Below are 21,189 nucleotides of genomic sequence, written 5' to 3' on the forward strand. Positions count from 1 at the left end.
CGTCGGGATGCACGCCCGAAAAACCTTCCGGGAATTCCTCGGCGATGAAGGCCGTGGTGATCTTTCCGGAGCGAAAACGGTCGTGATCCATGACGGCCGAGAGGAAGGGCAGATTGTGGCCGATGCCATCGACCTCGAAATCGTCGAGCGCCTTGCCCATCGCGTCGATCGCCGTCAGACGATCAGGCGCCCAGGTGCAGAGTTTTGCGATCATCGGGTCGTAATACATGGAGATCTCGCCGCCCTCAAAGACGCCGGTATCGTTGCGGACCACGGTGCCGTCGTCCTGCCGGCCTTCCGCCGGCGGACGGTAGCGGCTCAGCCGACCAATCGACGGCAGGAAGTTGCGGTAGGGATCCTCGGCATAAAGCCGGCTTTCGATCGCCCAGCCATTCAGCTCGACGTCGTCCTGACCGAGCGACAGCTTTTCGCCTGACGCAACGCGGATCATCTGTTCGACAAGATCGATGCCGGTGACGAGTTCGGTGACCGGGTGCTCCACCTGCAGACGGGTGTTCATCTCGAGGAAATAGAAATTTCTGGCGCCGTCGACGATGAACTCCACCGTGCCGGCCGAGAAATAACCGACCGCTTTCGCGAGTGCGACCGCCTGTTCGCCCATGGCCCGCCGGGTTTCGGCGTCGAGGAAGGGCGACGGAGCCTCCTCGATGACCTTCTGGTTGCGGCGCTGGATCGAGCATTCGCGCTCGCCGAGATAGAGCGTGGTGCCGTGTTGATCGCCGAGCACCTGGATTTCGATATGGCGCGGCTGGTCGACGAATTTTTCGATGAAGATGCGGTCGTCACCGAACGAATTCTTCGCCTCGTTGCGGGAGGACTGGAAACCTTCGCGCGCCTCGGCATCGTTCCAGGCAATCCGCATGCCCTTGCCGCCGCCGCCGGCGGACGCCTTGATCATCACCGGGTAACCGACCGAGGCGGAAATCCTCACCGCCTCCTCGGCATCCTCGATCAGGCCCATATGGCCCGGAACGGTGGAGACGCCGGCTTCGGCGGCGATCTTCTTCGAGGTGATCTTATCGCCCATCGCCTGGATGGCTTTCACCGGCGGGCCGATGAAAACGACGCCGGCCTTTTCCAACGCCTGCGCGAAAGCGGCATTTTCCGAAAGGAAGCCATAACCCGGATGCACCGCATCCGCGCCGGTCGTCCGGATCGCCTCCAGGATCTTGTCGATGACGATATAGGACTGGGAAGACGGTGCCGGGCCGATATGAACAGCCTCGTCCGCCATCCGTACATGCAGCGCCTCGGCATCCGCGTCCGAATAGACCGCCACCGTCTTTATGCCCATCTTGCGGGCCGTCCTGATGACCCGGCAGGCGATCTCGCCGCGATTGGCGACGAGGATTTTCTTAATCATGGGATTGTCCTCACAGCGGGATCGTGTCGTGTTTCTTCCAATGCGTCGTCACCTGCTTGTTGCGCAGCGAAGCGAAGGCGCGGGCGATGCGGCGGCGCGATGAATGCGGCATGATCACCTCATCGATGAAACCGCGCTCGGCCGCTACGAACGGATTGGCGAAACGCTCCTCGTATTCCTTCGTCCGCGCCGCGATCTTCTCCGGGTCGCCGAGTTCCGAGCGGTAGAGGATCTCGGTCGCTCCCTTGGCACCCATGACGGCGATTTCGGCGGTCGGCCAGGCATAATTGAAATCGGCGCCGATATGTTTCGAGGCCATGACGTCATAGGCGCCGCCATAGGCTTTTCGCGTGATCAGCGTGACCATGGGGACGGTCGCTTCGGAATAGGCGAAGAGAAGCTTGGCGCCGTGCTTGATGACGCCGCCATATTCCTGGGCAACGCCGGGAAGGAAACCCGGCACGTCCACCAGGGTCAGGATAGGGATCGAGAAAGCGTCGCAGAAACGCACGAAACGGGCGGCCTTGCGGGAGCTGTCGATATCGAGGCAGCCGGCCAGCACCATCGGCTGGTTGGCGACGACGCCGACCGTCTGGCCTTCGAGACGGATGAAGCCGGTGATGATGTTTCTCGCATAGGCTTCCTGAATCTCGAAGAAATCGCCCTCGTCGGCGATCGCATAGATCAGTTCCTTCATGTCGTAGGGTTTTGCGGCGCTGTCCGGGATCAGGCTGTCGAGACGGTTCTCGAGGCGGGCCGGATCGTCATGGAAGGGGCGGACCGGCGGCTTCTCGCGGTTGTTGAGCGGCAGGAAATCGAAGAGCTGGCGGACGGCTTCGAGCGCCTCGATGTCGTTCTCGAAGGCGGCGTCGGCGACCGAGGATTTTTTCGTATGTGTGCCGGCGCCGCCGAGCTCCTCGGCCGTGACGATCTCGTTGGTCACGGTCTTCACCACGTCGGGACCGGTGACGAACATGTAGGAACTGTCGCGCACCATGAAGATGAAGTCGGTCATGGCCGGCGAATAGACCGCACCACCGGCGCAAGGCCCCATGATGACGGAAATCTGCGGCACGACGCCTGATGCCTCGGCATTGCGGCGAAAGACTTCTGCGTAGCCGGCAAGCGAGGAAACGCCTTCCTGGATGCGGGCACCGCCGCTGTCGTTGAGCCCGATCACCGGCGCCCCGACCCGTACCGCCATATCCATGATCTTGCAGATCTTTTGCGCATGTGTCTCGGAAAGGGAGCCGCCGAGAACCGTAAAGTCCTGGGAAAAGACGTAGACCTGGCGGCCGTTGATGGTGCCCCAGCCGGTGACGACGCCGTCGCCCGCGACCTTTTGGCTATCCATGCCGAAATCCACCGCCCGATGAGTGACATACATGTCGAACTCCTCGAAGGAGCCCTCGTCGAGCAGGACCTCGAGGCGCTCGCGGGCCGTCAGCTTGCCCTTGGCATGCTGGGTCAAGACGCGTTGCGGCCCTCCCCCTGCACGAGCCTCACTCCGGCGGGACTCGAGTTGTTCAAGGACTGCAAGCATGGCGTTCTCCGGGGCTAAACCTAGTGTGGCTTAAACGGAAATGAATCGGATCAGAACCCTTGAACAGGAACGCAGGCAACGATATTGCATATGGCAAATTGACTTTTGCAACGTTGCGAAGATGGGCACGAAGAAACTCTATATTGGTCGGAAAGTCCGGTCATTGCGGGAAGCCGCCAAGATGACTCAGGCTCAGTTCGCCGAAAGACTCGGTATTTCGCCGAGTTATCTCAATCAGATGGAGAACAACCAGCGACCCGTATCGGCCAGCGCCCTGGTCGCGCTCGCAGAAAGTTTCCAATTGGACATGGCGGAGCTGGCCGGAGGAGAGAGCGACAGGCTCCTATCGGCGGTGAAGGAAACTTTGAAAGATCCGGTGTTTTCCGATTATGATCCTGGACTCCAGGAACTCAAGCTCATTACCCAAAATGCACCTGGCTTTGCACACGCGCTACTGCGTGCCCATCAGGCATATCGGCAGAACAGTGAGCAACTCGCCCGTCTCGACGACAGTTTGGGGCGCGCTGCGTTGACGGATACCACACCCTATGAGGAGGTGCGCGACTTCTTCCATTTTGTCGACAACTACATCGATGCAATCGATGTCCTCGCTGAAAACCTTTCAGACCAGTTGGACCTGCAGGACGGGGAGGCTTACATGCCTCTCGTCAATTATCTTAACGAGGAATATGACGTCCGGGTAGTAAGGGGTAATGCAGTCGATCGGTCAGTTCGCCACTTTGATGCAAACAGCCGCCTCCTGACCATTGGTTCTTACGCACCTCCGCCAACCCGGACCTTTCAGGTTGCTTTTCAAATCGCCCAGTTACACGCGTCTCAGGAAGTGGAAAAGGTTCTGGAGACGGCAGGGTTTCGGACTGCGGAAGCGAGCGATATCTGCAAGATCGGGCTCTATAACTATTTTGCAGCTGCCTTGCTTTTACCCTACCGAAAGTTCCACCAGGCCGCGCAGGATCTTCGCCACGATCTGGAACTGCTGTCGGCGCGTTTCGGAGCCAGCCTCGAACAGGTGGCTCACCGACTGAGCACCTTGCAGCGCCCTGGCCTCAAGGGCGTGCCGGTCTTCTTCGCGCGCATTGACCGAGCTGGGAACATTACCAAAAGACATAGCGCCACGAAGCTTCAGTTCGCCCGATTTGGAGCGGCCTGTCCGCTTTGGGTCATTCATCAAGCATTTGAAAGCTCGGAGCGAATGATACGCCAGCTTGCACAGACGCCCGATGGAGTGCGGTACCTTTCGATCGCGATGCAAGTCGAAAAGAGCGTCGGCGGCTTCAACACTGAGAACCCACGCTATGCGATCGCGCTTGGATGTGAAATCTCGTATGCGGGCAATTTCGTCTATGCTGATACGCTTGACCTTGCTAATCGCGCCTCGTTCAAGCCGATTGGAGTTTCATGCCGAGTTTGTGAGCGTGTCGATTGCACACAAAGAGCAGTTCCCCCCTTGAAACGACGACTTCAAGTCGATCATTCTTCGCGCGGCGCACTTCCCTACCGTATCGTCGACTTCTGAAGAATTGGCGACTGCAGGCACTGCACGGTCTCCGCTGGACCCAGCCTCAGCAACACAGGGCTGTAGCCCGATTCTGAACGAATTGGCAGTTTTGGACGCCGGAGATCGCCGTGCCGCCGTAACCTTGACGGCTCTTCATTCTAAGATCTCGGCAGACCGACAATTGTCGGCCAGGCAGACTTGCATTGTTCAGAGAGCACCTCGATATGGCGCAGGCTCTTCAGCCCATAGTCGGACGGTTTAAGCATAGTTCGCCGGACGCTGCCCGCAGGAAAAGAGTCAGCGTAACGCCATACGCAAACCGGCGGTACAACAACGTCATCTTCCATGGTGATCATGTGCATGTCGAAGCTGGGCGCAGAGAAATCCGGGATAGGCAGCGAATGTCCAAAATCGGGTTGAAAGAAACTCCGATTGGTGCACCATCGTCGCCACTGCCAATAGACGCCAGCGGGAAGATCCGCTCCGAGTAGGATGCGGCGGCCAGGCAGATAGCCGGCAACAGCAGTAGCCAACGGTCCCACGCCAAACCAAAAGGCTAGCACGAGTGGAAGATAACTCCACGGGTGATCGCGATAATATCCAAAGCCAGCCCCCACCGTCGTCACCCGCGCAACTCTTTTATCGTGAGACCTGAATGGGAATGTCAGACCGCCTATGGAGTGACCCAAGAGCCAGAGCGGTCCTTCGGGTGCAATTCTTCGCAACGCTGCTTCAGCCGCGGTTTGGTCATCGATGCCCCAAGTGGCCATAGTCGCAGTACTCTGCTTCATGGGCGCGCGCGATGAGGCACCAAAGTCTCGATAGTCATATGTGAGGGTACCTACCCCTTGGGATGCTGCCCATCGTGCGAAGGCGGCATAATAACGTTGACGCACTCCGGTCGCACCGTGGAGCAGTAGATGCGCACGCACTATTCCGACCGGAGGATAAAAACGCCCTGCAAGGCGCGCCTCAGATGCGTCGATCTCGATTTCCTTGAACGTGGATGCGTCGCTTATCATCTATCCTGTCCCTCATCAGACCGATCGGTCTAATAAAGCATCTAGACCATTCGGTCTAGAGGATTTGGGGTCGACGAATGAACAGTAATAGGAACCGCGACACTTTCATCCGGACTGCCTTGGCGCTTTTTCGCCGACGTGGGTACGAAGGCGTCGGAGTGAACGAGATACTCCTCGAGACCGGCCTGCCTAAAGGCTCTCTCTATTACCATTTTCCAGGCGGGAAGGAGCAGCTAGCGGAAGAGGCCGCACGACTTGCAAATCGGATCGTCTCCGATCGGATCGAGGCTTGCTTCATTTCGGCATCCTCCTTTGCCGAGGGAGCCGCCGCGCTTTGTCGCGACGTTGGACGCTTGGCGACAGATGGCGGGAAGTTGGCTGGATGCCCGCTGATGAGCATCTCGCAGGCGGCAGGTGACGAGAACAGCAAGCTACAAAGCACGACACGAGACGCTTTGGCCGGCTGGACCGACAGGATCACACATCACGCAATGAGGTTCGGTATTTGCGATCCAGAGGATGCCGCTACACTCTTGTTGCTGCAGGTGGAGGGCGCCTGGCTCATCGCGAAGGTTCAGCAATCAACGGCCGCTTTCGATGTCCTTGCGCGGAACCTAGCTGGGTCGTTGGCTGACTGATGCCGGCCAAATTCCATCGGTCAGAAACTTGACGCAATTTTTTATGAGTGGCTATGGCAGTTGATTGAAAAGCCGACAGCTCCGGCCGTAACCAAACCGTCACGATGTTGCGAACTTTGAAGTTTGTTTTGAAGCTGCTCACGAAGCAGCTTCACGTCCGATCAGGATGGACGTCTCGGAGTGCACGGAAGGGATGGGTCCCGTATCCTTCCGTTAGCTCAATCGTCCTCAACAAATATCTGCCGGCGTTTTCTTCGTAATGCGGGAAGCGCCGCGACGAACAGGCAAGCCAGACCGAACGCAAGAAGCGTTGCAGATAAAGGCCGCGTCAGAAAGATCATGGCATCCCCGCGAGAGATGATCATGGCTCGTCGCAGATTCTCTTCCAGCAAAGGACCGAGCACGAACCCAAGTAGTAACGGTGCGGGCTCAAAGCCGAACCTGGAAAGGACGTAACCCAGAACTCCGAAAACGACAATTGCGTAGACGTCGAAAGGATTGTTGTTGATTGAATAGCACCCAATCGAGGCGAAGACGACAATGGCGGGGAAAAGTATACGATAGGGAACCGTCAGCATCTTCACCCAAAGCCCGATAAGCGGCAAATTAAGGATCACGAGCAGAAGATTGCCGATCCACATCGAGGCGATAATCCCCCAGAACAGAGCCGGCTGGTCGTTAATGACGTTAGGACCTGGGGTTATGCCTTGCAGAATGAAAGCGCCGACAATCAACGCCATCACGGGATGCGTCGGGATGCCGAGTGTTAGCAGGGGAATAAAAGATGTCTGAGCGGCCGCATTGTTGGCGCTCTCAGGACCAGCCACGCCTTCGATTGCTCCTTTACCGAATTCCTCAGGCGTCTTAGACAGATTCTTCTCCGCTGAATAGGACGCAAATGACGCCAGAACATGGCCTCCACCCGGCAGAATCCCCAGAAGCGATCCTATTGCCGTGCCCCGCACGACGGGACCGATGATGCGCCGAAATTCCTCGCTGGACAGCCAAAGCTTCGTGACGCTCTTCACGCCGACTTCACGCGAGCTATCGGCTTCAAGGTTCTTAAAGATTTCGGCGACGCCAAACATACCAACCGCGAGCGAGACGAAATTGATACCTCCATAAAGCTCATCAAAGCCCATAGTGTACCGTGGCGTGCCTGTGGTCACGTCTTGCCCAACTGAACCGAGCAGGAGACCGAGAATGATCATGGCCAGCGCCTTCAGCACTGACCCGTGCGCCAACGAAATCGACACGAGAAGACCAAGTACCAGCAGAGCGAAATACTCTGCCGGTCCAAAGTTAAGCGCCACCCGTGTAAGCGGCGGGGCCGCAACAGCAAGGACAAGCGTGGCGACACATCCCGCGAAAAAGGAGCCGAGGGCGGCGGTTGCGAGTGCCGCGCCAGCGCGACCTTTTCTCGCCATCTGATAGCCGTCGATTGCCGTAACGGCCGAAGATGACTCTCCTGGAAGATTGATCAGGATTGCGGTTGTCGAGCCACCATACTGAGCGCCGTAATAAATACCGGAAAGCATAATTAGAGCAGTGACGGGCGAAAACGAAAAGGTGATCGGCAAGAGCATGGCAATCGTCGCCGTCGGGCCAATCCCCGGCAACACGCCCACGAGCGTGCCGAGGAGCACGCCGATGAAACACCAAAGCAGGTTCTGAAAGGTGAGGGCTGTTTCGAAACCCAGCGCCAGGTTTGAAATAAGGTCCATAACCTGTACTCCTCACAAGACTTGAAACTGGCCGAATGCCGGTCCAATCGTTGGCAGCGACATCTCAAGCCCGAGCTTGAAAACAAACCAGCAGACCGCTGAAAGAACAATAGCGTTTAGCAGGGCGAGGAAAGCGGTGTTGCGGGAGGACGCCAACGACGTGAGAAATGTGCAGAGGAAGACGCACGGCACCAGCCCCATGCTCCGCACATATGCACCAAAAATAAGAAGTGAGACGCTGATGAGAACGATTCCTCGCCAAGCGACGGGCTGGTTACTTCCAGGGCGGTGATTAGAAAAATCTGCGATAGCGATCCAAGCCCCGAAGCAGCCGAGCAGGATCGACAGCACCAGCGGGATGAACCCGGGCCCCATGCGAACAGTGCGGCCGAATTCATAGTTCGTCGCCTCAGCCCCGAACACCACGGCGATCGCTACGAATATAATGCCGCCTACCATGTTCCATAACTTTTGTGACCGGTTCTTTCCTGCCGGCTCGGCATGTATCATCGTTGTTCCCCCCATGACTTGGATAGGCGTGCGCCAAAGGTCACGCCCTGAGTAATCCGTTGTGGCTGCCTGCTAGTCTTCCTGAGCCTGGAACCGTCCGAGCCCCTTGAGTATGAAAGGTGCAACTAGAGCAATTGCGGCGATCGCGAGCAGAGTGGCGGAGCCAGGATTTTCCAGAAGGATCATCGGGTCGCCGAGGCTCATCTGAAGCGAGCGGCGGAGCTGGTTGTCCGCCATCGGCCCCAAGATCAGGCCCACTACGGCAGGAGCAATCGGATAGTCATAGCGGCGCATCAGGAACCCGATGAAGCCGAATCCGATCAACATCGCCAACTCGACAATCGACGGATTGGCCGCAATCGTTCCCATAGCAGCGAACACCAGAATTCCAGCATATAGCCATGGCAGGGGAATCGCGAGCAAACGCACCCAGATGCCGATCAGCGGTAGGTTTAGCACTATCAGCATTGTGTTTGCGATGAAGAGCGACGCAATAAGCCCCCAAACGAGGTCAGGCTGTTCGGTAAACAACAGCGGCCCTGGATGAAGCCCATATTGTTGAAACCCAGCAAGCATGATCGCCGCCGTCGCTGAAGTTGGGAGCCCGAGGGTCAGAAGTGGTACGAGCGTTCCGGCAGCCGAGGCATTGTTAGCAGCTTCGGGTCCCGCTACGCCCTCAATAGCGCCATGACCGAATTCGTCCTGGTTTTTAGCAAGGCGGCGTTCAGTGGTGTACGAGAGGAATGTAGGAATTTCAGCGCCGCCAGCTGGCAAAGCACCGATCGGGAAGCCAAAGCAGAAGCCACGCAGCCAGGGCTTCCACGAGCGCTTCCAGTCCTCACGTGTCATCCACAGCGACCCTTTGACAGGGATCGGCTTTTCAGGTGCATGAATGTGCCTGGAAGCAACGTAAAGCGCTTCGCCGATCGCAAAGAGGCCAACTGCGAGTGTGGTTACCTCAACGCCGTCAAGAAGCTCCGGCACTCCGAAGGTCAGGCGCGCTTGGCCCGTCAGTTGGTCGATTCCCATCAACCCGAGGACAAGACCAAACGCGAGGCTTGTAAGACCGCGTAGAGGCGATGAGCCAAAGGTCGCGGAGACGGTGACGAACGCCACGACCATTAGTGAGAAATAATCCCACGGCCCGAAATTGACGGCGAGTTGCACGAGGATTGGGGCAAGGAAGGCTAGGCCGATCGTCGCGAGCGTTCCTGCGACAAAAGAACCGATTGCAGCCGTCGCAAGCGCGGGGCCTCCGCGGCCCGCTCGCGCCATCCGGTTACCCTCGAGTGCAGTTACCACCGATGCGCTTTCGCCAGGTGTATTGAGCAGGATAGCGGTGGTTGATCCGCCATACATGCCGCCATAGTAGATACCGGCGAACATGATAAGCGAGCCGCCAGGATCTAGCCGGAAGGTAACGGGCAAGAGGAGAGCCACGGTCAGCGCCGGCCCTATTCCAGGCAGTACGCCGACTGCAGTTCCCAGCACGACGCCGATCGCTGCGAATACCAAATTCATCGGTTCAAAGGCGACAAGGAAGCCTTGTGCGAGGGCAAATATTGATTCCATAGCCAGGTACTCAGAAGAAGTGCTCGATCGGCCCCATTGGAAGGGTGAGCGATAGCAGCTTGTTGAATGTGAGGAAGATGACGAGGCCCAACCCCGCTCCGATCGCGAGATCAGCCAGGAGCGCGCCCCGGCCAAATGAGCGTGCCGTTAGTGCGAACAGCAACGCCGATCCGACGATGAAGCCACCTCCGAGCGCAATTGACGCCATAAGGCCTAGTAGCCCGCCCGCCACCAGCGAGACGGCCCTCCAGTCAGCCGCTTCGACCTCTGCAGCCTCCGATCGGAAAGCCGCAATAAAATGGCCGATTCCCAGCAAAGCAAGAAACCCGGCAATCACATAAGGCACTGCCGCGGGACTGATGCCGTAGGTGAAGCCACCTTGAATTCGATTGGCGTCGAGGGCCACCACGATGGCACTCGCCAAGAGGATGATCCCAACCACGAGCGGCGCCCGCCCAGGGCGTCGAACTGAACCGGTTGTCATGCCGAAACTCCTTTTAAACGGCCTTCCGCCGCATGTGTGACCGAGTACGGGGGAGTGGACCCACTATGTCGATATCGAAAGACCATGCAGGTTGGGCTTGGCGTGCGCGCAATCACTGTTGCTGGGCCAATGCCATCGCCCGGGATGCTGATGATCGTATCGGCTTCCTCGTTTGCCACGAGCAGATCTGTGCCGGCCGGATTGTAGCAGGCGAAACGCGGCGTTCGGCCATTGCTTGCTGCCCATCTTGGCGATGTTAGGTGGCCTCCCTCTCCAACATCGAACGTACAGATACTGTCATGGCCACGGTTCGAAATATGCAATCGCGTACCGTCCGGAGAAAGCACGATCGCGGAAGCACGACTGAAGCCGATAAAGTTGTCCGGGAGACAGGGTGCGACCTGGAACGGGCGCAAGCCGCCTTCGCGTCCAACCCGAAGAGAGTAGACTGTTGAGTCCAATTCTCCGACAACAAAGAGGATCGGCATCCGTGGATGCATCACGCCGTTGCGTGGTCCGGTACCTTCGCGCAGTTGTGCCCCGTGTGAAGGACACTCCACCAATGAACCTAGTGCAGCTTCAAATTCAAACACCGAGATCGTATCTGTCCCCTTATTTGGAACAAAAAGCCGCGTTCCTTCCCTGTCAAAAATGGCCTGGTGCGGTTTAGGCGAAATCTGTTCTGTGCGGTGGGGCCCGAGCCGCCCTGCGATTTGTGCGTAGGCCGTCAAATATTCGAAGTGGCCATCAGTCAGGCGATGAACGATGACTGAACCCGAGAGATGGTTTGTTACAATCAGATGGCGGCCCGTCGGGTCGATCGTTGCGTCAACCGGGTTCAGCCCCGCGGTCGTGGAATGGCCAATGGGTTTGAGCTTGCCGTCTTCTTCGATGCGGAACGAAGACATTTCCGTCCGGTCGCCGTGAATGGCGTAGAGATACCGGCCGCTCTGGTCGACGGTCAGGAACGATGGATTGGGGAGCGTTCCCTCGATCGCAACCAAATCCCAGCGGCCGTCCTCATCGATGCGGAACACGGAAATGCCAGTACCCCGTGCATTGCGTTCACGGGTTGTACGGCATCCGACATATGCGATATTGCTGACCACTGGATTTTGTCCTGTCGCATCTCAAGCGAGTTGCCGCAGCTGCCTGCCGCGGCAACTCGTCCAACTATTCTGGCTTAATGGCAGCCGATTTGATGATTTCGGCAAATTTTGTCGTCTCTTCCTTTATGAAGCCTGAGAATTCCTGCGAGGTCGTGGGTACGAACTCGGCGCCGATTGCGGTAAGCCGCTTTGCCGTCGCGTCCTTGCGAAGCGACTCCTCGATCGCATCATGCAAGAGCGAGGCGATCTTCGGATCCACACCTTTCTTGGTGACGAAGCCGAACCAGTTCACCAGTTCGAAACCTTGCAGGCCGGGCGTCTCGGAAATTGCTGGTACATTCGGGAGCACCGACATCCTCTCCTTTGAGGTGACGGCCAGCGCCCTGAGAGAACCATCCTGGACGTTTGCCAAGACGGCCGCCGCGCTTGCAAATGTTGAGTCGACATGCCCCCCGATCGTGTCCATCACCTGTTGTGATGAACCCTTGTATGGGACATGAACCAGATCGATCTTCGCATTATGGCCCAACAACGCGCCGGTCAGATGCTGTGGATTTCCCACGCCGCTAGAGCCGTAGGTGAAGACGCCGGGATTTTTCTTTGCTGCAGCAACAACGTCAGCTACGGATTTGTAAGGGCTGTTCTTTCCGACCACGAAGACGTTGGGTATCCGCGCGGCGAGAACAACGGGCTCGAAATCGCGCGACACGTCGTAGGTCAGGCGCTTGTTCAGCAGGGTAGAGTTGACAGCAAGTTCACCCGCAGTGGCCAACATGAGGGTATAACCGTCGGCATCCGCCTTGGTAAGAGATTGAGCGGCAATCATGCCACTCCCGCCGGGGAGGTTTTCGACGAGAACCGTAACCGACCATTTGGCTCGAAGATCCTCCGCAACGAGCCGGGCGATCGTATCGACACCGCCCCCCGCCGCGAAAGGGACAATGATTGTCACGGTACGTGTTGGAAATTTCTCTTCTGCCGCTGTGGCAATAGAGAAAGGCAAAGAGGCCAACGCGAAGGCGAGGCAGAACTTCAGGCAACGAGCAAACATCTGCGTTCCTTTCCTTGATCTGACGGATTAGTGCAGCGGCGGTGGCCCACCGCTGCAGCACTGGCTACTTGGCAAGACCGAGAGATTTCAGGATTTCGCGGACGCGAGTCTGCTCAGAGGCGAGAAAGGTAGAAAAGTCCTCCGAAGGAGCATAGTAATCAGACCAACCGCGCGCCTTCAGAACCTCGGCCCATTGGGGCGATTTCAGCGTCGTCTCGATGAGCTTCGAGAGCTTCTGTTTGTCCTCTGCGGAGATGTTCGGCCCGGCGAATACTCCGCGCCAGTTGACGACTTCGACGTCGTGGCCGAGTTCCTTCAAAGTCGGCACATCGACACCGGCAATGCGTTCCGGTGAGGAGACAGCAAGTGCCCTCAGAGCGCCAGTTTTGATCTGACTTTCGAATTCGCCATAACCGGACACGCCGGCGGTGACGCGGCCGCCCAACATAGCTGCCAGCGCTTCACCGCCGCCGGAGAATGCGACATAATTTGTCTTGGCGGGATCCGCGCCTGCTGCCTTGGTGGCGAGAGCTGCAAGGATGTGGTCGGCGCCACCAGCTGATCCGCCGGCCCAGATGGTGCTTGCGACATCCTTCTTGATTGCTGCGGTGAGGTCCGCCACCGTTTTGATAGGCGACTTGGCAGGAACCACAATCACAAGCGGATCGCCGGTTAATCGAGCGATCGGAGTAACCTTATCAAGCGTCACTGGAGCGTTGTTGCTGATGATGGCTCCGACGAGCGTGATGCCGCCAAGCAGCATCTCGTCGGAGCGGCCCGCCGCTTGGGAGGAGAATTGGGCGAGCCCAATGGTTCCGCCAGCGCCTGGTACGTTCACGACCTGGACACTGCGGACTGCGCCGATCTGTGTCATGACCTGCTGAAGCGATCGGGCAGCCGTATCCCAGCCCCCGCCAGCGCCGGCCGGAGCGGTAATCTTTAGTTCCGGTAGCTGCTCTTGGGCGGCAACAAAATTGGGGACTGCCGAAAAAGTCGCAAAAGCTGCAACTGCCGCAATGAGGCGGCGGCGATTTAGGTATGTCATGTTTTCCTCCCTTTGGTTCCGGCCCGGGGACCATAACAACGGCTTTCACAGGGCTTCCACGCACCAACTTGCCGCCGGCTCTCCCGCCGTCGTGAGAAATTGCACTAATAAGCTTTATAATGCAATATGCCCCATGGAATTTTGTGGGGTCACAAATTATGCTAACACCTTGCGCGGTGTGGGAGCCCTTTCTCGGAGTGGTGCTTATTTATGGCAAGACCAAGTCTATCATCGCAGACTGCGGCCCGGATCCTTGGGCTGATTCAAAGCGAAAGCGTATCCGAGGGTCGTCACCTTCCGGCGCAGTGGCTTGCAGACGCTTTGCGTGTCTCGCGCGCACCCGTTAATGCAGGGTTGAAGCTGCTGGCAAAGGACGGGATCGTTCGTTTCGAACGCAACAGGGGATATTTCCTTGTCAAGGATCCCGCAGAACTGACTGTATCGCCCGCCGCCAATTCGGTAGCAGAGCCGGAGGATGCTTTGTATGGAGCCTTGATCGAAGATTGCTTGTCAGGGAAGCTGCCGGAGCGAGTAAGCGAACGCGAGCTTGTGCGGCTCTATGATGTGCCGCGGACGCGGATGCTAAAGACACTGCACCGCGTGCAAAACGAGGGTTGGGTCGAGCGTCTACCAGGCAATGGGTGGGAATTTCTACCGCGGATGACATCCCGCGAAAGCTATGAGCAGGCATATCAATTCCGCGCGGCTCTGGAATCCCAGGCCCTTCTGCTTCCCACGTTCACGATCGATAAGCAGGCCTTTGCCAATGCTCGGAGCCTCCAGGAGGAGATCCTTGCTGGCGGCTTTGAACGCATGGGGCGTGCCCGATTGTTCGAGATCAATTCACATTTCCACGAAATGCTTGTGGGATGCAGCGGCAATACCTTTTTCGTCGATTCGCTCGTCCGGGTGAACAGGCTGCGCCGCCTTCTGGAATACCGCGTGACGATTGACCGAAGCCGACTCCCGTTGCAGTCACGCGAACATCTGCTCATCCTTGATCTGGTCGAGGCCGGCGATCGGCTGAAAGCCTCGGAATTTTTGAAAGCGCACATCCTCGGTGCGAGCGCGATCAAGAGTCCCGCCCTAGACATCTGACGCCTCAGCTAATGAATGTTGCATTTTATTGCTTTATCAGTCTATTTTATGCCCGAAGAAAGAGATGCTTCTTTCTTCCTCTTTCATTAGAGCCGAGGCGGATCAAGGTTTAGGCCGAAAGCTCAGGCTTCTATCTTTGGACTGGACCGAATGACGCGATACCAGAATCTTGAAGTGGGAGGTTCGACCTTCCGCACGATCGATTTGCGAGGAGAAGGCGGCGACCAGTTTGTCCGGCTACCCCATATCCTTCGCATCCTCCTTGAGAATGTATTACGGGCAGGGGGGGAAGACAGCGATAGGGGCGCGGCTGCCATCCTGGGCTGGCTTGAGAATGCACGAAGCGAGGAGGAAATTCCTTTCCTCCCAACGCGCGTGATGATGCATGACACGACTTGTGGTCCCGCTCTCGTCGACATCGCGGGAATGCGGTCTTCGCTCTCGGAGGCGGGACGCGATCCCACACTCCTCAATCCGGTGTTACCCGTCGACGTGTCTACCGATCACTCCCTAGCGGTCGATGTTTACGCAGAGTATGGCGCCTTGCAGCTCAACATGGCACGGGAGATGAACCGCAACGCTGAGCGTTACCGGTTCATGAAGTGGGCGACGAATACCCTCTCCAACTTTCGCGTTCATCCGCCGGGGACCGGCATCATGCACACTCTCAATCTCGAGCGGCTCGCAACTGTTGTGGCAGATAACGTCATCGAGGGCGAAGATTGGGCGATGCCCGATGCGATGATCGGTACAGACAGCCATACACCTATGGTAAACGGTATCGGCGTCCTGGCATGGGGTGTTGGCGGGCTCGAAGCCGAAAGTGTGATGTTCGGTCTGCCGATCATGCTGCGCGTACCGGATATTGTCGGGGTCAGACTTTCCGGGAAGCTGCGGCCCGGTGTGACCGCCACCGATCTTGCGCTTCTGGTGACCGAGCGCCTGAGGCGGGTCGACCTTGCCGACAGGTTTGTTGAGTTCTTCGGTCCCGGCGTTTCGAATCTTTCAGCAGGGGATCGCTGTGTCGTGGCCAACATGACCCCGGAGTTTGGTGCAAATTCCGGCTTCTTCCCGATTGATGATTCAACCCTAAAGTATCTGCGCGAGACCGGCCGATCGACGGAGCGAGTTGCTCTGGTGGAGGCCTACGCCAAGCGTCAGGGGCTCTGGTTTGAGCCGACTGACGAACCTCGTTTCACGGAAGTCGTCGACATCGACCTTGGGGAGGTCGAGGTCAGTCTGGCAGGACCGAAGCGTCCCCAAGACAGAATACCGGCAAGCGCAACGCAGGCTGCGATGATAGGTCTTTACAGCAGCCAAGATCAACTTGGGTGGGAAGGAAAACTTGGCGACGGCTCAATTGCGATAGCGGCCATCACCAGTTGCACAAACACAACGGATCCGAGGCTGCTTGTCGCGGCGGGTCTGCTGGCACGCAAGGCGCGGCAATTCGGCCTTAAACCTGCGCCACACGTCAAGACATCGCTTGCTCCGGGTTCACCGACCGCCGAACACTATCTGCGACGGTCCGGACTTCTAGATGATCTCGAAGCGATCGGATTCGGGATCGTGGGCTACGGCTGTACAACCTGCATAGGTAACTCCGGACCGCTTCCTGCTGTGATATTGGACTCGATGGCGAAGGATGCCATCGTTCCGGTCGCGGTCCTTTCAGGAAATCGCAATTTCCCCGGCAGAATTCATCCGCAGCTAGAGGCGGGATTTCTTGCGTCGCCGCCGCTTGTCATTGCGTTTGCGCTTGCCGGCGACGTAAACCGCGACATCCTCAGCGATCCCGTTGCCCGCACGCCGGAGGGGCGCGATGTTTTCCTATCAGATCTTTGGCCGGATGGAGCCGAGATCGATGCCGTTCTGGAGGCAGCCATCGATGCAGACGATTATGCTCGTGCTTACGGCACGGCGGAAGCCAGCATCGCCTGGAAGGAGCTCGAAGCTCCCTCAACCGCGCTGTTTCCCTGGGACCCGAAGTCAACCTATATCCGAAGACCGCCATTTGCGAGTTTGGGAGAGGGGACTAGGCTCGGTCAGTATTTGGCCCATCCCATCCTCGTTCTTGGCGACGATATCACGACAGATCACATCTCCCCCGCCAGCGCGATTCTGGCTGGCAGCGAGACCGGAAATTACTTGGTTGAGCGCGGCGAAAATCCAAAGGATCTAAATGTCCATTCATCCCGCCGTGGAAATTGGGAATCTATGTTCCGTGGCCTGTTTGACAACAAGACCGTACGCAACCTTCTGCGGCCCACGATAAAGCCCGGATGGACCATTCATGCTCCTTCGGGAGAAGATATGCCACTTTGGCGAGCCGCCACGCTATATCGCCAGGAAGGGCTGAATGTTGTCATTGTCGCGGGCGAGCGCTACGGAATGGGATCATCGCGCGACTGGGCGGCAAAAGGTGCGGCTCTGCTCGGAGCGCGTGCCGTGCTAGCATCCAGCTTCGAGCGTATCCATCGCTCCAATCTTGTGAATATGGGTATTCTGCCCCTCCGCTTGCCCGTTGGCCGAGGGCCGACGGCGCTCAACCTCGCTGTCGGCGATATGGTTCTGATAGATGCGGAGCCTGCGTGCATTGCGCCGCGCTCGAGCGTCTCAGTTACTGTAGTGCGCTGGACAGGCGAGGTTGAAACATTTGAAGCAGTCGCCGCGCTCGAAACCTCGCTTGAAGTGAAGGTGCTACATCAGGGGGGGCTGTTGCCGATGATTCTGGCCAAATTTGGCGCGGTTGACAGCACCCAAGCCCAACAGGAGGCGGTGTTTCCATAAGGGGCACCACATCGGTTTGCGGTAAGCTCGCTGACGGGGTAGGGCCCTAGTTGTTTAGATGGGATATTCGGCTGGCGCCCCAACTAGCGGAGATGGGTTGAGGTGCTGCGCTTCAAGCTGATGATAAACGTGGTCTGTGTGACGCAGCCACAAGCATCAGAGAGGAAGCGCAGCATGAAGCATTTTGCCGGATTGGACGTTTCTGTCAAAGAGACCTCCATTTGCATTGTAGACGAAACGGGTAAGATTTGTCGCGAGATGAAGGTTGTCAGCCATCCTGACGACCTTGCTGACGCTCTGACCAATCCTTCCTGGAATTTCGTGCGGATTGGTCTTGAGGCTGAGCCTTTGTCGCAATGGTTGTTCAGTGGCCTGGCGGAAGCCGGGTTGCCGACGATCTGCATCGAGCCACGGCACGCGAAGGCCTTCCTGAAGGCGCAGGTTAACAAGACCGACCGAAACGACGCTCGCGGCATCGCACAGATGATGCGTGTTAACCTATTTCGACCGGTCCATGTCAAAACGCTGGCAAGCCAGAAGCGGCGCGTTCTGCTGACCGCACGCAAACTGCTTCAGGAAAAGGCTATTGCTATCGAGAACGACATCCGTGGTCTGTTGCGCAACTTCGGTTTGAAGGTTGGCATCGTTGGCGCTGTAAAGTTTGAGGAACGCGTCCGGGATCTCTCCGGCGACATACCGGAACTGTGCGACATATGGAGGCGTTGCTTGCCGCCCGGCAGAAACTTCGCGAGCAATTCACGGTCCTTCATGAGCGGCTACTGTCCATTGCGAAGGATGACGCTGTTTGCAGACGGCTGATGACAGTTCCGGGCGTTGGGCCTGTCGTCGCTCTGGCTTTCACTGCCACGATAGACATTCCGGCCCGCTTCCGAAGTTCGAAAGCCGTGGGGCCCTCTCTCGGATTAACTCCACGCCTGCATCAATCCGGTGAGGACAGTCGTGTGGGTCGCGTCTCTCTGTGCGGCGACCCCATGATGCGAACGCTGCTTTATGAAGCGGCGCAAGTTTTGCTAACGGTAGTGAAGAAGTGGTCATGGTTGAAGGCGTGGGCGATGAACGTCGCCAAACGCCGGAGCCGGCAGAGAGCGATTGTCGCGCTTGCGCGCCGATTGGCTGTCGTTATGCATAGAATATGGTCTGACGGCAGTGAGTTCCGTTGGGCGCGAGAGGAGGCTGGCTCCGTCATGTAAGATACCCGCTCGATTTGGGCGAAACACCGATAACAAGATCCGCCAGGGGTGGATGAATGTCCTTCGCGGGACGGAGGATGAAAAGAGGGCGTGCCGGGACTCGTATCCATTGTGGCAACGCGATGAGGACGTTGTTTAGATTGCTCCTTTCATTCCAACTGATCCCATGATGGGAAGGCTGATAGCCGATCCCGAAGAGAAGCATGGCCTCGCGAAGACATCAGAAATTCCGGCTGAAGAAGCTTGAAAGTGCTTGACCTAACACGCCGAATAGGGAAGTCCCGGCATTTGATGGATCGGATCGAGCCTGAATCCTTCGGGCTCTGTTGTCCAGATGCTGCAGATGTATTCATACGGCGTGAGGCCTCTAAGGGTCTTGAGCCGGCGGGCGAAATTGTATGCCGAGACGAAATCACCGATATGTCTGCGGGGCTGGTCGTGGCTTTCTCAGTGATAACGTCTGACGGTTGCCTCCTTGATCGTCCGGTTCATCCGCTCGACCTGGCCATTTGTCCAGGGATTGGGTTTGGTCAGCCGATGCTCGAGGCCGTGTCGCCAGCATGCCCGGTCGAACGGATGGCCCCGGAACCGGGCGAGCGGCACGTAGTCGCGCTCGTAGTCGCCCGGCACCTTTGTGGGTGGCGCGCCGGCGGGAAGGACGGAGCGCGCGCCGGCGCAATCCTTGCCGAGATGAAACAGCAAGCCTGCAATATCATCACGGGCCAGCCCCTCCCGAGCAATGCGACGAACGTCGCTCAGGGGGCAGCGCGGCGAGGAAGCGGCCGAGAATAGTCTCGCTTGCGCCACAAGCTGGTGCTGTATCGAACACCGTGATCCCGAGTTCTGCAGCGTAGCTCAGCAAATCGCTAGCCTGACGCTCGTCGGGTGGATCGACATTTGCGAATCCCCAGATTGCTTGCGCACCGGGGCTTCGGAGAAGAGCCCAAAGGCTTGAATGACAGAACCGGCTGGCACAACGATGTGCCGGGCAACGCCAGATCCCTTAAGAACTGCCCCGCGCCGATCAGGGTCTGGCTCGAGATGCGTGCTGCCACCCTAAAGCACGCAGTTCTGCAGCTGGATCGGTCCAAGGATCTGCGCTCCGGCACCTATCGAATTGTTAAGCTTCAGCGAGCCGCCGCCGATCAACCTCGCGCCTTCTCCAACTTCGATCACGGCATCCGGCTGCTCGGCCTTGATGGTGAAGCCGCCTTCCTCGCCGATCTCAGCCCTCGCACTGACCGTGATACGTCCTTTCGCGGCAAGGAGACGAGCGCCCGGGTAGAGCTGGGCATCGAAACTGATCGCGATAGCTCCGCAGTCGCTCGTGTGGAGGTTCACGCCGGGACCAAGCAAGACGTCTTGCGACACGAGCGTCGAGAACGGATCCAGGACCACAATGCCCGCGGGCGAAAGCGCCGAGGTGTCTTCGACTGTCATGAAACCGCGCTTGCGCCGGACGTCGTTGAGCCACTCTATATCAATCATGACTTACCCCCATATACAGAACGCACGTCAGAGTAGATGTCGTCAACGGTTAGCTTGCAGTCTATAGATCGTATCCGTCTTGCGGGACACCAGGATTTTGCTACGACATTGGCATGGAAGAAAAGCCCGCCAAGTTGCAACCGCTATTACAAAAGCTGGCTGCGACGCCGGACTAGCTCTTCAAGGGCAAGTTCCGCTAGCGGTTCGGTGCCTTGTATTTTCGCCACCAGAAAGCCAACCGATGCCATCGAAATCCTGGTGATTCCCTCGCGCGATAGTGGGCACTGGGTGATCCCGCAGGGATGGCCGATGAAGGGCGCAAGCCACAAGAGGCAGCGGCGATAGAGACCTAGGAGGAAGCCGGTGTGCGTGGCGATGTGCTCAAGAAGTCGGTTGGCCGCTACACCTCTCTCAAAGAGCTGGATAATGGCGAAGTTCGAAATCGCTGTCTCTGAAATCCGAACTGATTCAAGGAGCACGGCCAACGCCGGCTCCACTGGGTCAGCCCCGGCGAAGCCGCGCGACGTGTCCGCGAGGTGGACCCGAAACGATGTTCGTCGCGCTCAACCGCATCACAAGAACAAGCGCCGATGGGACTGGGCGGTGGCGGCTCGTTCGGGAGCCTGACCCGAACAAGCGCGGCGGCGTGCTAAAAGGCTGCGGCCTGGTCCGTAGCCTCGACGTATCGACCGGAATGGTCGTCCAGGCTTTCCGTATTTTCGCCGAAGCGCCGCTGCGCCACCAGACGTAATTTCATGCGAAAGTGCCGGGTCAGCGTCTCTCCGGCATCTCCTTTGATAAAAGTTGTGCAAGCTGCGTCTGGGAAAGCACGCGTTTGCGACGCAGCTGGGCGGCCAGTTCAAGCGCCTGTCTGCCGACATCGCTAGCAATTGCCTGGCCTTCGCTGGAACACCAGATCTCGACCGCTCCCATCACATCTTCAAGCTCTTGATCGGAGAGGGTTAGAAGCCACTTGATATGCATCATCGGATCCTGCGGGC

The 21,189-nt window shown here is 57.9% G+C and carries 18 protein-coding genes and 3 pseudogenes; 7 read left to right on the forward strand and 14 right to left on the reverse strand.

Translation table 11 applies throughout. The annotated features are described in order from the left end of the window. Together C5J26_RS27320 and C5J26_RS27325 are read right to left on the reverse strand one after the other, a co-directional pair. Positions 1–1,384: acetyl/propionyl/methylcrotonyl-CoA carboxylase subunit alpha (locus C5J26_RS27320; protein WP_105404628.1), on the reverse strand; the 1,384-nt coding region annotated here is incomplete at its 3' end. A 10-nt stretch (positions 1,385–1,394) separates the two neighbouring features. Continuing rightward, the gene (locus tag C5J26_RS27325) at positions 1,395–2,927 is read right to left on the reverse strand and encodes an acyl-CoA carboxylase subunit beta (RefSeq protein WP_105404629.1); all 1,533 of its coding nucleotides are present in this window, start codon (positions 2,925–2,927) and stop codon (positions 1,395–1,397) included. A gap of 121 nt (positions 2,928–3,048) precedes the next feature. Between C5J26_RS27325 and C5J26_RS27330 the strand changes: the two genes are divergently transcribed. Further along, complete coding sequence (locus C5J26_RS27330; RefSeq protein ID WP_105404630.1) at positions 3,049–4,464, forward strand: short-chain fatty acyl-CoA regulator family protein; 1,416 nt, start codon at positions 3,049–3,051, stop codon at positions 4,462–4,464. A gap of 140 nt (positions 4,465–4,604) precedes the next feature. Here the strand turns inward: C5J26_RS27330 and C5J26_RS27335 are convergent, their stop codons facing one another. Continuing rightward, complete coding sequence (locus C5J26_RS27335; RefSeq protein WP_245441295.1) at positions 4,605–5,468, reverse strand: alpha/beta fold hydrolase; 864 nt, start codon at positions 5,466–5,468, stop codon at positions 4,605–4,607. 77 nt (positions 5,469–5,545) lie between these two features. Here C5J26_RS27335 and C5J26_RS27340 point away from each other — a divergent pair, with 77 nt between their 5' ends. Continuing rightward, positions 5,546–6,106, forward strand: coding sequence for a TetR/AcrR family transcriptional regulator (locus C5J26_RS27340; protein WP_105404631.1), 561 nt, complete (start codon positions 5,546–5,548; stop codon positions 6,104–6,106). Positions 6,107–6,324: 218 nt separating this feature from the next. Here C5J26_RS27340 and C5J26_RS27345 read toward each other — a convergent pair whose 3' ends face one another. The 7 genes from C5J26_RS27345 to C5J26_RS27375 form a co-directional block, all read right to left on the reverse strand. Beyond that, the gene (locus C5J26_RS27345) at positions 6,325–7,830 is read right to left on the reverse strand and encodes a tripartite tricarboxylate transporter permease (RefSeq protein WP_105404632.1); all 1,506 of its coding nucleotides are present in this window, start codon (positions 7,828–7,830) and stop codon (positions 6,325–6,327) included. 12 nt (positions 7,831–7,842) lie between these two features. Further along, positions 7,843–8,340: a tripartite tricarboxylate transporter TctB family protein gene (locus C5J26_RS27350; protein ID WP_172746114.1), complete on the reverse strand. Its 498-nt coding sequence runs from the start codon at positions 8,338–8,340 to the stop codon at positions 7,843–7,845. Between the two features lie 72 nt (positions 8,341–8,412). Next, positions 8,413–9,912, reverse strand: coding sequence for a tripartite tricarboxylate transporter permease (locus C5J26_RS27355; RefSeq protein ID WP_105404634.1), 1,500 nt, complete (start codon positions 9,910–9,912; stop codon positions 8,413–8,415). Between the two features lie 10 nt (positions 9,913–9,922). Continuing rightward, positions 9,923–10,396 carry a tripartite tricarboxylate transporter TctB family protein gene (locus C5J26_RS27360; protein ID WP_105404635.1) on the reverse strand — a complete coding sequence of 158 codons (474 nt, stop codon included), beginning with the start codon at positions 10,394–10,396 and terminating at the stop codon, positions 9,923–9,925. Beyond that, positions 10,393–11,505 (reverse strand): beta-propeller fold lactonase family protein, encoded by a 1,113-nt coding sequence (locus C5J26_RS27365; protein WP_105404636.1) that lies wholly within the window; start codon positions 11,503–11,505, stop codon positions 10,393–10,395. Before C5J26_RS27365 ends, C5J26_RS27360 begins: the two co-directional genes overlap by 4 nt. A gap of 64 nt (positions 11,506–11,569) precedes the next feature. Beyond that, positions 11,570–12,556 (reverse strand): tripartite tricarboxylate transporter substrate binding protein, encoded by a 987-nt coding sequence (locus C5J26_RS27370; RefSeq protein WP_105404637.1) that lies wholly within the window; start codon positions 12,554–12,556, stop codon positions 11,570–11,572. A 64-nt stretch (positions 12,557–12,620) separates the two neighbouring features. Then, positions 12,621–13,601 (reverse strand): tripartite tricarboxylate transporter substrate binding protein, encoded by a 981-nt coding sequence (locus C5J26_RS27375; RefSeq protein WP_105404638.1) that lies wholly within the window; start codon positions 13,599–13,601, stop codon positions 12,621–12,623. A gap of 210 nt (positions 13,602–13,811) precedes the next feature. Between C5J26_RS27375 and C5J26_RS27380 the strand changes: the two genes are divergently transcribed. The 3 genes and pseudogenes from C5J26_RS27380 to C5J26_RS27390 all read left to right on the forward strand — a co-directional run bounded on the left by C5J26_RS27380 (position 13,812) and on the right by C5J26_RS27390 (position 18,700). After that, entirely contained in the window at positions 13,812–14,699 is an 888-nt protein-coding gene (locus C5J26_RS27380) for a GntR family transcriptional regulator (protein ID WP_105404639.1), read from the forward strand. 150 nt (positions 14,700–14,849) lie between these two features. Next, positions 14,850–17,489 carry an aconitate hydratase AcnA gene (gene acnA, locus C5J26_RS27385; protein WP_105404640.1) on the forward strand — a complete coding sequence of 880 codons (2,640 nt, stop codon included), beginning with the start codon at positions 14,850–14,852 and terminating at the stop codon, positions 17,487–17,489. A 174-nt stretch (positions 17,490–17,663) separates the two neighbouring features. Continuing rightward, positions 17,664–18,700: pseudogene (locus tag C5J26_RS27390) on the forward strand (IS110 family transposase). A gap of 258 nt (positions 18,701–18,958) precedes the next feature. Here the strand turns inward: C5J26_RS27390 and C5J26_RS27395 are convergent. The 3 genes and pseudogenes from C5J26_RS27395 to C5J26_RS27400 form a co-directional block, all read right to left on the reverse strand. Continuing rightward, positions 18,959–19,279: pseudogene (locus tag C5J26_RS27395) on the reverse strand (integrase core domain-containing protein); the annotation flags it as partial. A 136-nt stretch (positions 19,280–19,415) separates the two neighbouring features. After that, a complete protein-coding gene (locus tag C5J26_RS33730) occupies positions 19,416–19,562 on the reverse strand; it encodes an aldo/keto reductase (RefSeq protein ID WP_371681957.1) in 147 nt (48 codons plus the stop codon). Positions 19,563–19,756: 194 nt separating this feature from the next. Beyond that, a complete protein-coding gene (locus C5J26_RS27400; RefSeq protein WP_172746111.1) occupies positions 19,757–20,188 on the reverse strand; it encodes a hypothetical protein in 432 nt (143 codons plus the stop codon). A 113-nt stretch (positions 20,189–20,301) separates the two neighbouring features. On the opposite strand from C5J26_RS27400, the pseudogene C5J26_RS33400 reads away from it, so the two are divergent. Both C5J26_RS33400 and C5J26_RS32905 read left to right on the forward strand, forming a co-directional pair. Continuing rightward, positions 20,302–20,736: pseudogene (locus C5J26_RS33400) on the forward strand (NUDIX hydrolase); the annotation flags it as partial. A gap of 2 nt (positions 20,737–20,738) precedes the next feature. Next, positions 20,739–20,939 (forward strand): hypothetical protein, encoded by a 201-nt coding sequence (locus C5J26_RS32905; protein WP_172746112.1) that lies wholly within the window; start codon positions 20,739–20,741, stop codon positions 20,937–20,939. Between the two features lie 20 nt (positions 20,940–20,959). Here C5J26_RS32905 and C5J26_RS27410 read toward each other — a convergent pair whose 3' ends face one another. Beyond that, a complete protein-coding gene (locus C5J26_RS27410) occupies positions 20,960–21,175 on the reverse strand; it encodes a hypothetical protein (RefSeq protein ID WP_105404641.1) in 216 nt (71 codons plus the stop codon). Positions 21,176–21,189: the final 14 nt, after the last annotated feature.

Source organism: Neorhizobium sp. T7_12 (assembly GCF_002968535.1).
Taxonomy (GTDB): Bacteria; Pseudomonadota; Alphaproteobacteria; order Rhizobiales; family Rhizobiaceae; genus Neorhizobium; species Neorhizobium tomejilense.

Bases quoted from the DNA above. Each gene is read 5' to 3' on its own strand.
- C5J26_RS32905 (WP_172746112.1), top strand. From the start codon at position 20,739: ATGTTCGTCGCGCTCAACCGCATCACAAGAACAAGCGCCGATGGGACT.
- C5J26_RS27325 (WP_105404629.1), bottom strand. From the start codon at position 2,927: ATGCTTGCAGTCCTTGAACAACTCGAGTCCCGCCGGAGTGAGGCTCGT.
- C5J26_RS27335 (WP_245441295.1), bottom strand. From the start codon at position 5,468: ATGATAAGCGACGCATCCACGTTCAAGGAAATCGAGATCGACGCATCT.
- C5J26_RS27345 (WP_105404632.1), bottom strand. From the start codon at position 7,830: ATGGACCTTATTTCAAACCTGGCGCTGGGTTTCGAAACAGCCCTCACC.
- C5J26_RS27330 (WP_105404630.1), top strand. From the start codon at position 3,049: ATGGGCACGAAGAAACTCTATATTGGTCGGAAAGTCCGGTCATTGCGG.
- C5J26_RS27355 (WP_105404634.1), bottom strand. From the start codon at position 9,912: ATGGAATCAATATTTGCCCTCGCACAAGGCTTCCTTGTCGCCTTTGAA.
- acnA (WP_105404640.1), top strand. From the start codon at position 14,850: ATGACGCGATACCAGAATCTTGAAGTGGGAGGTTCGACCTTCCGCACG.
- C5J26_RS27400 (WP_172746111.1), bottom strand. From the start codon at position 20,188: ATGATTGATATAGAGTGGCTCAACGACGTCCGGCGCAAGCGCGGTTTC.
- C5J26_RS27410 (WP_105404641.1), bottom strand. From the start codon at position 21,175: ATGATGCATATCAAGTGGCTTCTAACCCTCTCCGATCAAGAGCTTGAA.
- C5J26_RS27360 (WP_105404635.1), bottom strand. From the start codon at position 10,396: ATGACAACCGGTTCAGTTCGACGCCCTGGGCGGGCGCCGCTCGTGGTT.
- C5J26_RS27375 (WP_105404638.1), bottom strand. From the start codon at position 13,601: ATGACATACCTAAATCGCCGCCGCCTCATTGCGGCAGTTGCAGCTTTT.
- C5J26_RS27340 (WP_105404631.1), top strand. From the start codon at position 5,546: ATGAACAGTAATAGGAACCGCGACACTTTCATCCGGACTGCCTTGGCG.
- C5J26_RS27350 (WP_172746114.1), bottom strand. From the start codon at position 8,340: ATGATACATGCCGAGCCGGCAGGAAAGAACCGGTCACAAAAGTTATGG.
- C5J26_RS27370 (WP_105404637.1), bottom strand. From the start codon at position 12,556: ATGTTTGCTCGTTGCCTGAAGTTCTGCCTCGCCTTCGCGTTGGCCTCT.
- C5J26_RS27380 (WP_105404639.1), top strand. From the start codon at position 13,812: ATGGCAAGACCAAGTCTATCATCGCAGACTGCGGCCCGGATCCTTGGG.